Consider the following 13,167-nt stretch of genomic DNA (forward strand, 5'->3'; position numbering starts at 1 on the left):
GAACCGCACATACACAGCCAATCACTGATTTGTGTCGTTCTGCCCTTATAAAGTGATTGGTCTCTGTGTATGAAACACATCATTCATACAGATAGGAGAAACCAATGAAAACTACAAAAGAAAGATTAGCAACAGCTATTCATACATCTTTAAACGAAACTCTATCTTTTTATAAGACAAGTCTAACAGGCTTGACTGAGGAGCAGGTGGAGAAAAATCGTGACCTATATGGCGAAAATACCATCACAAAGGGTCAAGAAGACAGTATCCTCAAAAAGATTTACGAATCCATTATCAATCCTTTTACGATCATCTTACTGGTCATCGCCGTGATTTCCTTGGTGACCAATGTCTGGTTGGCAAAACCAGGTCAAGAGGATCCGACGACTTCTATTATCATCGTTGTCCTAGTTCTCATTTCTGGTGGCATACGCTTTGTCCAAGAACTCCGTAGTGATAAGGCTGCGACCAATCTATCAAAAATGATTGTCAACACAGCGACTGTCATTCGTCAAGGAGAAATCCAAGAAGTACCTATCGATGATTTGGTAGTGGGTGACGTGGTTAAATTAAGCGCTGGAGACATGATTCCAGCAGATCTTCTTTTATTTGAGTCGCGCGATTTCTTTGTACAACAGTCGGGCTTGACAGGTGAAAGTGAATCGGTTGAAAAATTGGCCTTGACCAAGGCAACAGTTCAACAATCTGATAGTCTGCTAGAAGCAGAAGCGCTCGCTTTTATGGGAACCAATGTCTTATCTGGTAGTGCCAAGGCCGTGGTTTTAGCAGTTGGTGATGATACCATGATGGGGGCCATTGAGCAGACTTTGAACACCTATGATGAACCTACTTCGTTTGAACGGGAGATGAATAGTATTTCGTGGCTCTTGATTCGTTTGATGCTGGTCATGGTGCCCATCGTTTTCTTGTCCAATGGTTTAACAGATGGAGATTGGTTAGAAGCTGGCGTATTTGCTTTGAGTGTTGGTGTTGGATTGACACCTGAGATGCTTCCTATGATTATCACGGCCAGTCTAGCAAAAGGCTCCATCATTATGGCCAAGGAAAAAGTGGTTATCAAGAAACTCAATGCCATACAGGACTTAGGGGCGATTGATATTTTGTGTACAGATAAGACAGGAACTCTAACCCAAGACGAAATTGTCCTTGAATATCCCTTGGACATCCACGGACGCTTGGATTTGACCGTCTTGAGACGAGCTTATCTCAATTCTTATTTTCAAACGGGCTTGAAAAATTTGATGGACAGAGCCATCATCAAACGGACTGAAAAGGAAGCCAAAGAACACACCCTCTTGCAAAATCTGGCTCAAACTTTTCAAAAAATAGATGAGCTTCCCTTTGATTTTGAACGTAGACGGATGAGTGTTATCGTTAAGGATGAACACGAAGTTGTTAGTTTGGTAACCAAGGGTGCCCTAGAGGAAATGTTGACGATTTCCAGTTATGCGGAATACCAAGGAGTGATTACTCCTTTGACAGATGTTATTAGAGAAGAAATTTTAGCAGAAGTCAGACAACTAAATCAACAAGGTTTGCGTGTCTTGGGAGTGGCCTATAAGTCAGGTTTGAGGGAAGGTCATGCCTATACAGTTGATGACGAAGGGGATATGATTCTAACTGGTTATTTAGCCTTCCTAGATCCTCCTAAACCATCTGCAGCACCAGCAATTAAGGCACTGTTAGAACATGGGGTTCAAACAAAGATTTTGACGGGAGACAATGAAAAAGTTACCCAAGCAGTCTGTGAAAAGGTTGGATTAGATATTAATCAGATGCTGTTAGGGTCTGAAATTGACCAGATGAGTAATCAAGAATTGGCCCAAGCTGTAGAGGAGGTAACAGTCTTTGCCAAACTTTCTCCTGACCAAAAAGCAAGGATTATTTTGCAATTTAAAGCCAATGGTCATGCTGTTGGCTATATGGGAGATGGGATCAATGATGCCCCTTCTATGAAAGTAGCAGATGTTGGGATTTCTGTTGATACAGCAGTAGATATTGCCAAAGAAACAGCTGATGTTATCCTACTTGATAAGGATCTCATGGTGCTTGAAAAAGGACTTGTTGAAGGGCGTAAGGTCTATGCCAATATGACCAAATATATCAAAATGACAGTGAGTTCTAATTTTGGAAATATCTTATCCCTATTGGTCTCTGGAATCTTTTTACCCTTTTTACCAATGGCACCAGTCCATTTGATTATCCTAAATCTAGTTTATGATTTGTCTTGCATTGCCTTGCCTTTTGACAAGGTGGATAAAGATTTTTTGAGAAATCCGCATACCTGGGAAGCTAAGTCCATCACACGTTTCATGGTTTGGATGGGGCCTATCTCTTCTGCCTTTGATATTTTGACCTTTATTTTGCTCTATTTTATCATTGTACCCATGACGACAGGTCAAGCCTATGTCCATGGAGCGGAGTCTGCCGTAGGATTTATTGTCTTGTTTCAGACAGGTTGGTTTATCGAGTCCATGTGGTCACAGACCATGGTTATCCATATGCTGCGTTCAGCCAAAATTCCCTTTTTACAAAGTCGTCCAGCTTGGCTAGTCCTTGTGACAACCTTATTGGCTGCAGCCTTTGTGACCTTCCTTCCCTACAGTCCACTAGCTAGCCTTCTCCATCTAACTCCTTTAAAACCGATTTATTTCATCTTTTTACTTTTCATCATTATTTTGTATATGATTAGCGTGACAATTGTGAAAAAAATCTATATCAAGAAATATCAAGAATGGCTGTAAATTTCATTTTGTCAAGAAAAAAGTACGAAAATGACGAAAAAAGTCAAAAAAATTTAAAAATAGGTCGCAAGTCGGATGTTTTTTATGGTATAATAGACTAAACTGATAGTAACATGTAGCGAAAGGGGTAGGTACATGATTAAAATTTATACAGTCTCAAGTTGTACTAGCTGTAAAAAAGCAAAAACCTGGCTCAATGCCCACCAGTTAAGTTATAAAGAACAAAATCTTGGTAAAGAAGGAATTACGCGAGAAGAATTACTGGATATTCTGACAAAAACAGATAACGGAATAGCCAGCATCGTTTCATCTAAAAATCGCTATGCCAAAGCCCTTGGAGTGGATATTGAAGATTTGAGCGTCAATGAAGTCCTCAATCTGATTATGGAAACGCCGAGAATTTTAAAGAGCCCAATCCTTGTAGATGAAAAACGCTTGCAAGTTGGCTATAAGGAAGACGATATTCGTGCCTTCCTACCACGCTCTGTCCGTAATGTAGAAAATGCAGAAGCACGTTTGCGTGCAGCTCTATAAACATCAAGGCTGGGAGCAACTCCCAGTCTTATTTTAATTTCAAAAAGAAAGAAGAAAGAAATGAAAAAAATAGTTCTTGTTAGCCTAGCTTTCCTTTTTGTCCTAGTTGGTTGCGGACAGAAAAAAGAAACTGGAACAGCTACAAAAACAGAAAAGGATACGCTTCAGTCGGCATTGCCAGTTATTGAAAATGCTGAGAAGAATACAGTTGTCACCAAGACTTTGGTCTTGCCCAAGTCAGATGATGGCAGCCAGCAAACCCAAACCATTACATACAAAGACAAGACTTTTTTGAGCTTAAGCATTCAACAAAAGCGTCCAGTCTCTGATGAGTTGAAGGCCTATATTGACCAACACGGAGTGGAAGAAACTCAAAAAGCTCTTCTGGAGGCAGAGGAGAAGGATGAGGCTATCATAGAAGCTCGTAAATTAGCAGGATTTAAGCTTGAAACTAAACTATTGAGTGCAACCGAACTTCAAACAACGACTAGTTTTGATTTTCAAGTTTTGGATGTCAAGAAGGCTTCTCAGTTAGAATATCTGAAGAATATTGGCTTGGAAAATCTCTTGAAGAATGAACCAAGCAAATATATTTCAGACAGATTGGCAAATGGCGCGACAGAACAATAGAAAATCCAAATAAATAGACTGCCTGAATTGTAGAACGTAAGGAATTATGCTATAATGGTACTATTCTAAGGAAAGAGGGTGTTAGAATGGGATTTACTGAAGAAACAGTACGTTTTAAATTGGACGATTCCAATAAAAAAGAAATTAGCGAAACTCTGACTGATGTTTATGCTTCGTTGAACGATAAGGGCTACAACCCGATTAACCAAATCGTAGGTTACGTATTGAGTGGAGACCCTGCCTACGTTCCTCGTTATAATAATGCACGAAATCAAATCCGTAAGTATGAGCGTGATGAAATTGTTGAGGAATTGGTCCGCTACTACCTTAAAGGACAAGGAGTCGATCTATAACCTATGAGAATTATGGGATTGGACGTCGGTTCAAAAACGGTAGGGGTGGCTATTAGCGATCCGCTTGGTTTTACAGCTCAAGGACTTGAAATCATCCAAATCAATGAGGAGCAAGGTCAATTTGGTTTTGACCGCGTTAAAGAGTTGGTTGATACTTACAAGGTGGAACGATTTGTAGTGGGCTTGCCTAAAAACATGAACAATACAAGCGGACCGCGCGTGGAAGCTAGTCAAGCATACGGAGCAAAGCTAGAAGAGCTTTTTGGTTTACCAGTAGACTATCAGGATGAACGCTTGACAACAGTTGCCGCAGAGCGCATGTTGATTGAACAAGCAGATATCAGTCGCAATAAGCGCAAGAAAGTCATTGATAAGTTAGCAGCTCAGCTGATTTTACAAAATTATTTAGATAGAAAATTTTAATATAAAGGAGAGGCTATGTCACACGATCATAACCACGACCACGAAGAACGTGAACTAATCACACTAGTAGATGAGCAAGGAAATGAAACCTTGTTTGAAATCCTTTTGACGATTGACGGAAAAGAAGAATTTGGTAAAAACTATGTTCTTCTAGTACCGGTTAACGCAGAAGAAGACGAAGACGGACAAGTTGAAATACAAGCTTACTCATTCATCGAAAACGAAGATGGAACAGAAGGCGAATTGCAACCAATCCCAGAAGACTCAGAAGACGAATGGAACATGATTGAAGAAGTCTTCAATAGTTTTATGGAGGAGTAAACACGTCCAGTGGACGTGTTTAGCCCAGCTCTTTGAAATAAAAAAGAGCTGGTAAGTCTGGGGGACGTTTTTAGCCTTATGCTAAAAATAAAGACCGTAAGTAAGTCCAGTGGATATTTTTACCCCAGTTCCTTTAAATAAGAGAGAACTGGTAAGTCCGGGGGACGTTTTTATCCCAAGTTAATATTCATAGTTGCTAGTGATTAGCTAACCAGGTAAGAGGTCGGGACGAAAATCCTGACCTCGTTTTTGTTAGTTATGAGATTTTATTGAGGCAGTTGATTGAACCTGTAATTAAGGAGATGTGTATGTTTGAAGTAGAAGAATGGCTCCATAGTCGGATTGGTTTGAATTTTCGGTCAGGCTTGAGCCGAATGCAACAAGCGGTGGATTTGTTAGGAAATCCTGAGCAGTCTTACCCTATTATCCACGTCACTGGGACTAATGGAAAAGGCTCTACCATTGCTTTTATGAGGGAGTTATTTATGGGGCATGGCAAAAAAGTTGCGACCTTTACCTCCCCTCATATCGTCTCTATCAATGACCGAATTTGCATTGATGGGAAACCAATAGCAGACGCAGACTTTATCCGTTTGGCGGAACAGGTCAAGGAGATGGAGAAAACGCTTCTGCAAACCCATGATCAGTTGTCCTTTTTTGAATTGCTGACCTTGATTGCTTTTCTTTATTTTAGAGAGCAAGAGGTGGATTTGGTTTTACTAGAAGTGGGAATTGGCGGCTTACTTGACACGACCAATGTGGTAACTGGAGAGATTGCTGTCATCACCTCCATTGGGCTTGACCATCAGGAGACCTTGGGCGATAGTCTAGAAGCCATCGCAGAGCAGAAAGCTGGTATTTTCAAGGCTGGTAAAAAGGCAGTGATTGCGAAATTGCCTCCAGAAGCTAGACTAGTCTGTCAGAAAAAAGCCGAATCTTTAGCTGTTGACCTTTATCAGGCAGGTCAGGATTTTTCAATGCTGAATGGGGATTTTTCAAGCTCTTTGGCTAACCTTTCACAGTTGAAAATAGGTTTAGAAGGAACTTATCAGCAGGAAAATGCGGCCTTGGCGCTACAAACGTTTCTTCTCTTTATGAGAGAAGGAAAGGAAGCTGTTGATGAGCAGGTTGTAAGACAGGCTTTGGAGAAGACCCATTGGGCTGGTCGTTTGGAGCGTATTCGTCCGCAGATATACTTGGACGGTGCCCATAACCTCCCTGCCTTGACTCGCCTGGTGGAGTTTGTCAAAGAAAAAGAGCAGGAAGGCTATCGACCTCAAATCCTCTTTGGAGCCTTGAAACGTAAGGATTATCAAGGGATGTTGGGTTATCTGACTGAAAATTTACCTCAGGTAGAACTCAAGGTGACAGGCTTTGACTATCAAGGTTCTCTGGACGAGACAGATGTAACAGGTTACCATGTAATTCCCTCTTACCGAGAATTTATTAGCGATTTTGAAGAAAGAGCAGAAGACCAGGATTTGTTGTTCATTACAGGGTCTCTCTATTTTATCTCAGAAGTACGGAGCCACATACTAGAACGTGAGCAGATAAATTGACCACTTTAGCAAGTCTTAGTCTCTTAGTAGCTTGTTCGCAAAGGCCCCAACAGGTTCAACAACCAGCAGCTCAACCGCAAACACAACAAACTCAGCAATCACAACCTGCTGCTTCATCTTCCACAGAAAATACAAACCAGGCAACGACAAGTTCTTCACAAAATGCGCCTGAGGCTCAACCAACTAATATTGATGGGACTTATACCGATCAGGACGAAGGAGGCCGTATCACTTTGGTAGTGACTGGTATGTGGACACAGGTAGAATCTGACGGGGATCAGAAAGTCAAACAGGTCACATTTGATGCAGCAAATCAACGCATGATTATTGGGGATAATGTCAAGATTTATGCAATCAATGGAAATCAGATGATTATTGACGATATGGATAGAGAAGCGTCTGATCGCATCGTTTTATCAAAATAGACTAGAAGGAGACGGGATTTTTCGGTCTCTTTTATGATTACTCAGAAAAATAATCATAAATACTTGCCTTCTACTGAATACCTGCGTTATACTAGTATTAATACTCTTCGAAAATCAAATTCAAACCACGTCAGCTTCGCCTTGCCGTACATATGTTACTGACTTCGTCAGTTCTATCTACAACCTCAAAACAGTGTTTTGAGCAACCTGTGGCTAGCTTCCTAGTTTGCTTTTTGATTTTCATTGAGTATAATTACTTGTTTTTAGCATTCAAACTATCAAGGAGGGGATATGAAATATAGAAAATTTCAATTATTAATGTCCAAGTATGGCTTTAGTCTTTCGATTATGCTGCTTGAACTGTGTCTTGTTTTTGGCCTCTTTCTTTATTTAGGGCGGATGGCCCCTATTCTATGGGTTATTCTCTTAATCTTTATGAGTATGGCGACTATTGTCGCAATTGTCAATCGCTCAATGGCGCCTGAAAGTAAAGTAATGTGGTTAGTGGTAACTTTTGTTCCTGTTATTGGTCCTTTGCTCTATCTGATGTTTGGTGAAAGGCGATTGTCCAAAAAAGAAATCAAGCAGTTGGACAAACTTGGTTCCATGCATTTTCGGGAGGATAACAGTAAAGCTCTCCGCCAGAAATTGAAGGAAGAGGATAAGGCGGCTTACGGAGTTATCAAATCTTTGTTAAGTATGGATAGCAATGCCGACGTCTATAATCGAACAGACTCACAATTCTTTTCTTCGGGTGAAAGTATATGGCAATATATGTTGGAAGACCTCAAGAAAGCTGAAAAATTTATCTTTCTAGAGTACTATATTGTCGAAGAAGGTTTGATGTGGAATAGCATACTAGACATACTAGAGCAAAAGGCAGCTCAGGGTGTAGAGGTCAAGATGCTCTATGATGATATCGGCTGTATGGCGACTTTGCCTGGAGACTATACTATTCAGCTTCGTAGTCGAGGAATTGAAGCACATAAGTTTAACAAGGTGATTCCTCGTTTGACGGTGGCTTACAACAATCGGGACCATCGGAAAATCCTTGTCATAGATGGTCAGGTAGCTTATACAGGAGGTATTAACTTAGCTGATGAGTACATCAACCATGTAGAACGCTTTGGCTACTGGAAGGACAGTGGGATTCGCTTAGATGGCCCTGGTGTCAAGGCTCTCACCCGTCTCTTTTTGATGACTTGGTACATCAATCGTGGGGAAATCAGCGATTTTGACCAGTATCACTTGGAAAATCAGCCTTGTTCTGGCCAAGGGCTCTGCATTCCTTACGGTAGTGGACCCAAGCCCATCTTCCGTACCCAGGTAGGGAAAAAAGTCTATCAAAGTTTGATTAATCAGGCCACTGATTCAGTCTATATCACAACGCCCTATTTGATTATTGACTATGACTTAACAGAGAGTATTAAAAATGCGGCCATGAGGGGTGTCGATGTCCGCATCGTGACTCCTTTCATTCCAGATAAGAAATTAATCCAACTCATCACAAGAGGGGCTTATCCAGATTTGTTGTCAGCAGGAGTAAGGATTTTTGAGTATAGTCCAGGCTTTATCCACAGTAAACAAATCCTAGTGGATAAGGACTTTGCTGCAGTTGGAACCATTAACTTAGATTATAGAAGTTTGCTTCACCACTATGAAAATGCAGTCTTGCTATATAAAACAGAATCAATCACTGAGATTCAAAAAGATTTTCAAGAGATTTTTTCGGTATCGCAAGAAATTTTCCCTCATACGATAAAAAATAGCTGGTATCAGAAATTGATTAAGGAAATTGCCCAGTTATTCGCCCCAATCTTATAAGAAATCTAGGACTTAGGAAATGACCGAGTCCTCTTTTTCTTGCTTTTTACGAATAGAAAGATATAGGAGGGACGATGCTGACTCAGAAAGAATTGGATTATATCGTGTCATTTAAACAGACACATTTACACCGATTTCGGGAAATTGAAACCTTTGTGAAACTATGCAAAAAATCACTCAAACAGCCATCGCAAGCTGACAATCCTAGGACTTTTTGATATACTAAGACAGATAAATTGAATAGGAGAAACGATATGAGTGTGTATGGTAGAGTAGAAGAAGTTCATCAGGAGAATCGTGAACTTCTAGAATACCAAATCAAACAAGAATTGCATCATCGTGAATCAAGTCGTCTTCCTTTGGTAAAAATTTTACTATGGAGTACGCTTGTAACGGGGATAACTCTAGGAGTACCGCTATTACTCGATTTAATGAGTGCACAGGAAGTGCAGGATTTTTATGCAGGTTGGGCGCTTCATCAGGCAGGGAAAATTTACAGCGACTATTATGGAAGTCAAGGTTTGCTTTATTATTTGCTGACTTACGTGACTCAGGGCGGATTTTTCTTTGCCATCTTTGAGTGGTTAGCCTTGGTAGCAGGAGGATTTTTCCTTTTTAGATCGGCGGACACCTTGACAGAGCAAGGAGACCAAGCTGGACAAGTGGTGACTATTTTTTATATGCTAGTTACAGGTCTTGCTTTTGGTGGAGGATATGCGACTCTTTTAGCGCTTCCCTTCTTATTCGCGGCCTTTAGTTTAGTTGCGGCTTACCTAAGCAATCCAAGCCATGATAAGGGCTTTGTACGGATTGGGCTGGCTTTGGCAGGCGGATTTTTCTTTGCTCCCTTGGCATCGCTCCTGTTTATTGCTGTAGTGAGTTTAGGCTTGTTGGTCTTTAACCTTGGGCATAGACGCTTTGCACATGGATTTTATCAGTTTCTTGCAGTGGCTTTAGGTTTTTCACTTATCTTTTATCCAACTGCCTACTATAGTGTTGCAACAGGAAGTTTTGGGGATGCCATTAGTGGAATTTTGTATCCAATTAATTCCATTCGTTTGACTTCTGTTTCGGCATTGTTAGAAAATGTTTTGTTTTATGGCTTGTTGTCCCTTGGTTTGGGATTTGTGGTTTGTATCTTTTTAGGTCTCTTTCAATCTAAATCCTCTAAACTATATGTCATCTCAGTGCCTGCGAGTCTTGTGACAATTTTAGGTTTGATTTTGCTTTTCTTTTCACAAGAGCCTCTGCACGCTTCTTATTTGATGGTCGTCTTCCCTGTTTTCCTACTTTTATTGGTAACCAATATTAAGAGTCAACAGAGGGGGCGTAGTGTTAGACGAAGACGAAGAGAAACGCCAGTTAGTCTATGGAGTCGTTTCTTCAAAGGAAATCTATATCTGCCAGTTTTAGGGCTTGTCTATCTTTTGTCTGTTCCTTTTTTGATGAGGTTTGTCCTTTATCCGGTACCTTATCAAGAACGTGATCGTCTTGCTGATTTGGTGAAAGAGGAGACAAGTACGGAAGATGCTATCTATGCATGGGATGATACTGCGACTCTTTATCGTAAGAGTGAGCGCTTGTCGCCATCGGCGATTTTGTCTCCCGTGCACTATACAGCAACTGAGGAAAACCGGAATAAGCTACTCAATGACTTGAAAGAAAAACAACCTAAGGTGATTGTGGTGAATGACAAGGTGCCAGTCTGGTCTGAAGTAGAAACACTCTTAAAAGAAAATTACCAACAAGTAAAGACTGATTACTCAGAGTTTAAAGTCTATAAAATTAAATAACCAAATCAATATCTTGTGTATTTTTAAAAATTTTAGGATTTTTAACACAAGATATTGATTTTTCTTTTTAGAGTGGTATAATACTTTTTAGAAAGAACATTTTAGAAAAGAGCATGCATATGATTGCACTAGAAGAAAAAATTACAATTTTACCAACTCTCTTCGTCGAGAAACGAGATGGGAGACGTGTTGTATTTGATGTGGATAAGATTGACAAGGCTCTCCACAAGGCGGCTGACAAGGTTATGGATGTGACACCCTTGGTCGAAAAACGCCTAAATGCTCTGACCGAGCGAATTGTCACAGAAATTCATAGTCGCTTTCCACAGGGGGTTAAGATTTACGAAATTCAAAATATCGTAGAACATGAACTGCTTGAAGCCAAAGAATATGCGCTGGCTGAGGAGTATATTACTTATCGGACACAAAGGGATTTTGAGCGTTCAAAAGCGACGGATATCAACTTTAGTATCCATAAGCTTCTCAACAAAGATCAAGCAGTTGTCAATGAGAATGCCAATAAAGACAGTGATGTCTTTAACACCCAGCGTGATTTGACAGCAGGGATTGTTGGAAAGTCAATCGGACTGCAAATGCTTCCTAAGCACGTAGCCAATGCTCACCAAAAAGGGGATATCCACTATCACGATTTGGACTACAGTCCCTATACACCTATGACCAACTGCTGTTTGATTGATTTCAAGGGTATGTTGGAAAATGGTTTTAAGATTGGAAATGCAGAGGTAGAGAGTCCCAAGTCTATCCAGACTGCGACAGCTCAGATCTCTCAGATCATCGCCAACGTTGCTTCTAGCCAGTACGGTGGCTGTTCAGCTGACCGTATCGATGAAGTTTTGGCGCCTTATGCAGAGAAGAACTATCAAAAACATCTAAAAGATGCAGAAGAATGGGTCTTGCCTGAAAAACGGGAAGATTACGCTTGGAAGAAAACGCAGAAAGACATCTACGATGCCATGCAATCTCTCGAGTATGAAATCAATACTCTCTTCACTTCAAATGGACAAACGCCTTTTACTTCGCTAGGCTTTGGTCTAGGAACCAATCGTTTTGAGCGTGAAATTCAAAAGGCAATTTTAAACATTCGTATCAATGGGCTTGGTTCGGAACACCGTACGGCTATCTTTCCTAAACTCATCTTTACGCTAAAAAGAGGACTCAATTTAGAGGAAGGGACACCCAACTACGATATTAAGCAGTTGGCCCTCGAGTGTGCAACCAAGCGGATGTACCCAGATGTTTTGTCCTATGATAAGATTGTTGACTTGACAGGTTCTTTTAAGGTGCCTATGGGTTGCCGTTCTTTCCTTCAAGGATGGAAGGATGAAAATGGTGTAGAAGTCAATTCAGGTCGGATGAACCTGGGTGTTGTGACGGTCAACCTTCCTCGTATTGCCCTCGAGTCTGAGGGCGACATGAACAAGTTCTGGGAAATCTTCAACGAGCGTATGAATATCGCAGAAGATGCTTTGGTTTATCGTGTCGAACGAACCAAGGAAGCGACACCAGCAAATGCTCCTATCCTCTATCAGTACGGTGCTTTTGGCCATCGTCTAGGTAAGGAAGAAAGTGTTGACCAGCTCTTTAAGAATCGTCGTGCGACAGTTTCACTAGGCTATATCGGTTTGTACGAAGTAGCGACAGTTTTCTTTGGAAATAGCTGGGAAAGCAATCCAGAAGCCAAGGAATTCACGCTAGACATTATTCGAGATATGAAACGCCGTGTAGAAGAGTGGTCTGACCAATATGGCTACCATTTCTCTATCTACTCAACACCGTCTGAAAGTTTAACAGACCGTTTCTGTCGACTAGATACAGAGAAGTTTGGCTCTATTCCTGATATTACAGACAAGGAATATTACACCAACTCTTTCCACTATGATGTTCGTAAAAATCCAACACCGTTTGAAAAATTAGATTTTGAAAAAGTCTATCCAGAAGCAGGTGCGTCAGGTGGTTTCATCCATTATTGTGAGTATCCAGTTCTCCAGCAAAATCCAAAGGCCTTGGAAGTTGTCTGGGACTATGCCTATGACCGTGTCGGCTATCTAGGGACCAATACACCAATTGACCATTGCTACAAGTGTGATTTTGAGGGGGACTTTGAACCAACTGAGAGAGGATTTGCTTGTCCTAACTGTGGAAATAGCGACCCTAAAACAGTAGACGTTGTTAAACGGACTTGTGGCTATCTAGGCAATCCTCAAGCGAGACCGATGGTCAATGGGCGTCACAAGGAAATCGCTGCGCGTGTCAAACACATGAATGGCTCAACGATTACAATAGCTGGGCATCAAGTAACCAATTAGAAAGAAATGAAATGGGAAAATATCAATTAGATGATAAGGGGCGCGCACAAGTGACCCGTTATCACGAGAAACACTCTAAAGGTGGAGCTGGTAAAAAGAACGCTTGCTCAACCTCAAAGAACAATTTTTAAACAAGAATAAGAAAAAAAGTGATACTCAATGAAAATCAAAGAGCAAACTAGGAAGCTAGCCGCAGGCTGTACTTGAGTACGG

Annotated in this window: 11 protein-coding genes; all 11 read left to right on the top strand. The window is 40.9% G+C overall.

Annotated elements, in window-relative coordinates; translation table 11 throughout:
• The first annotated feature begins 104 nt into the window (after positions 1 to 104).
• The 11 genes from mgtA to nrdD all read left to right on the top strand — a co-directional run bounded on the left by mgtA (position 105) and on the right by nrdD (position 12,954).
• Positions 105 to 2,765, top strand: coding sequence for a magnesium-translocating P-type ATPase (mgtA, locus tag ADH54_RS01380; protein ID WP_049523644.1), 2,661 nt, complete (start codon positions 105 to 107; stop codon positions 2,763 to 2,765).
• A gap of 135 nt (positions 2,766 to 2,900) precedes the next feature.
• Complete coding sequence (gene spx, locus ADH54_RS01390) at positions 2,901 to 3,299, top strand: transcriptional regulator Spx (protein ID WP_000591165.1); 399 nt, start codon at positions 2,901 to 2,903, stop codon at positions 3,297 to 3,299.
• Between the two features lie 60 nt (positions 3,300 to 3,359).
• Positions 3,360 to 3,929 (top strand): SP0191 family lipoprotein, encoded by a 570-nt coding sequence (locus tag ADH54_RS01395; RefSeq protein WP_049523646.1) that lies wholly within the window; start codon positions 3,360 to 3,362, stop codon positions 3,927 to 3,929.
• 86 nt (positions 3,930 to 4,015) lie between these two features.
• Complete coding sequence (locus ADH54_RS01400; protein WP_000507059.1) at positions 4,016 to 4,282, top strand: IreB family regulatory phosphoprotein; 267 nt, start codon at positions 4,016 to 4,018, stop codon at positions 4,280 to 4,282.
• Positions 4,283 to 4,285: 3 nt separating this feature from the next.
• Positions 4,286 to 4,705, top strand: coding sequence for a Holliday junction resolvase RuvX (ruvX, locus tag ADH54_RS01405; protein ID WP_004239076.1), 420 nt, complete (start codon positions 4,286 to 4,288; stop codon positions 4,703 to 4,705).
• Between the two features lie 15 nt (positions 4,706 to 4,720).
• On the top strand, positions 4,721 to 5,026 hold the full coding sequence (locus ADH54_RS01410; RefSeq protein ID WP_000017620.1) for a DUF1292 domain-containing protein: 306 nt from the start codon (positions 4,721 to 4,723) through the stop codon (positions 5,024 to 5,026).
• Between the two features lie 308 nt (positions 5,027 to 5,334).
• A complete protein-coding gene (locus ADH54_RS01415) occupies positions 5,335 to 6,585 on the top strand; it encodes a bifunctional folylpolyglutamate synthase/dihydrofolate synthase (protein ID WP_049523648.1) in 1,251 nt (416 codons plus the stop codon).
• On the top strand, positions 6,582 to 7,010 hold the full coding sequence (locus ADH54_RS01420; protein WP_000209094.1) for an SP_0198 family lipoprotein: 429 nt from the start codon (positions 6,582 to 6,584) through the stop codon (positions 7,008 to 7,010). The genes ADH54_RS01415 and ADH54_RS01420 overlap by 4 nt, the downstream gene beginning before the upstream one ends.
• Positions 7,011 to 7,301: 291 nt before the next feature.
• The gene (gene cls, locus ADH54_RS01425; RefSeq protein ID WP_049523650.1) at positions 7,302 to 8,834 is read left to right on the top strand and encodes a cardiolipin synthase; all 1,533 of its coding nucleotides are present in this window, start codon (positions 7,302 to 7,304) and stop codon (positions 8,832 to 8,834) included.
• A 254-nt stretch (positions 8,835 to 9,088) separates the two neighbouring features.
• The gene (locus tag ADH54_RS01435) at positions 9,089 to 10,627 is read left to right on the top strand and encodes a hypothetical protein (RefSeq protein WP_049523654.1); all 1,539 of its coding nucleotides are present in this window, start codon (positions 9,089 to 9,091) and stop codon (positions 10,625 to 10,627) included.
• 119 nt (positions 10,628 to 10,746) lie between these two features.
• Entirely contained in the window at positions 10,747 to 12,954 is a 2,208-nt protein-coding gene (gene nrdD, locus ADH54_RS01440) for an anaerobic ribonucleoside-triphosphate reductase (RefSeq protein ID WP_049523656.1), read from the top strand.
• The last annotated feature ends 213 nt before the right edge of the window (positions 12,955 to 13,167 follow it).

The sequence above is a fragment of the Streptococcus pseudopneumoniae genome, from assembly GCF_001072315.1.
Taxonomy (GTDB): Bacteria; Bacillota; Bacilli; order Lactobacillales; family Streptococcaceae; genus Streptococcus; species Streptococcus pseudopneumoniae_R.

What these genes read in the sequence shown, in the direction of transcription:
- nrdD (WP_049523656.1), top strand. Translation starts at nt 10,747, where the DNA reads ATGATTGCACTAGAAGAAAAAATTACAATTTTACCAACTCTCTTCGTC.
- ADH54_RS01410 (WP_000017620.1), top strand. Translation starts at nt 4,721, where the DNA reads ATGTCACACGATCATAACCACGACCACGAAGAACGTGAACTAATCACA.
- ruvX (WP_004239076.1), top strand. Translation starts at nt 4,286, where the DNA reads ATGAGAATTATGGGATTGGACGTCGGTTCAAAAACGGTAGGGGTGGCT.
- ADH54_RS01435 (WP_049523654.1), top strand. Translation starts at nt 9,089, where the DNA reads ATGAGTGTGTATGGTAGAGTAGAAGAAGTTCATCAGGAGAATCGTGAA.
- ADH54_RS01415 (WP_049523648.1), top strand. Translation starts at nt 5,335, where the DNA reads ATGTTTGAAGTAGAAGAATGGCTCCATAGTCGGATTGGTTTGAATTTT.
- ADH54_RS01395 (WP_049523646.1), top strand. Translation starts at nt 3,360, where the DNA reads ATGAAAAAAATAGTTCTTGTTAGCCTAGCTTTCCTTTTTGTCCTAGTT.
- spx (WP_000591165.1), top strand. Translation starts at nt 2,901, where the DNA reads ATGATTAAAATTTATACAGTCTCAAGTTGTACTAGCTGTAAAAAAGCA.
- mgtA (WP_049523644.1), top strand. Translation starts at nt 105, where the DNA reads ATGAAAACTACAAAAGAAAGATTAGCAACAGCTATTCATACATCTTTA.
- cls (WP_049523650.1), top strand. Translation starts at nt 7,302, where the DNA reads ATGAAATATAGAAAATTTCAATTATTAATGTCCAAGTATGGCTTTAGT.
- ADH54_RS01400 (WP_000507059.1), top strand. Translation starts at nt 4,016, where the DNA reads ATGGGATTTACTGAAGAAACAGTACGTTTTAAATTGGACGATTCCAAT.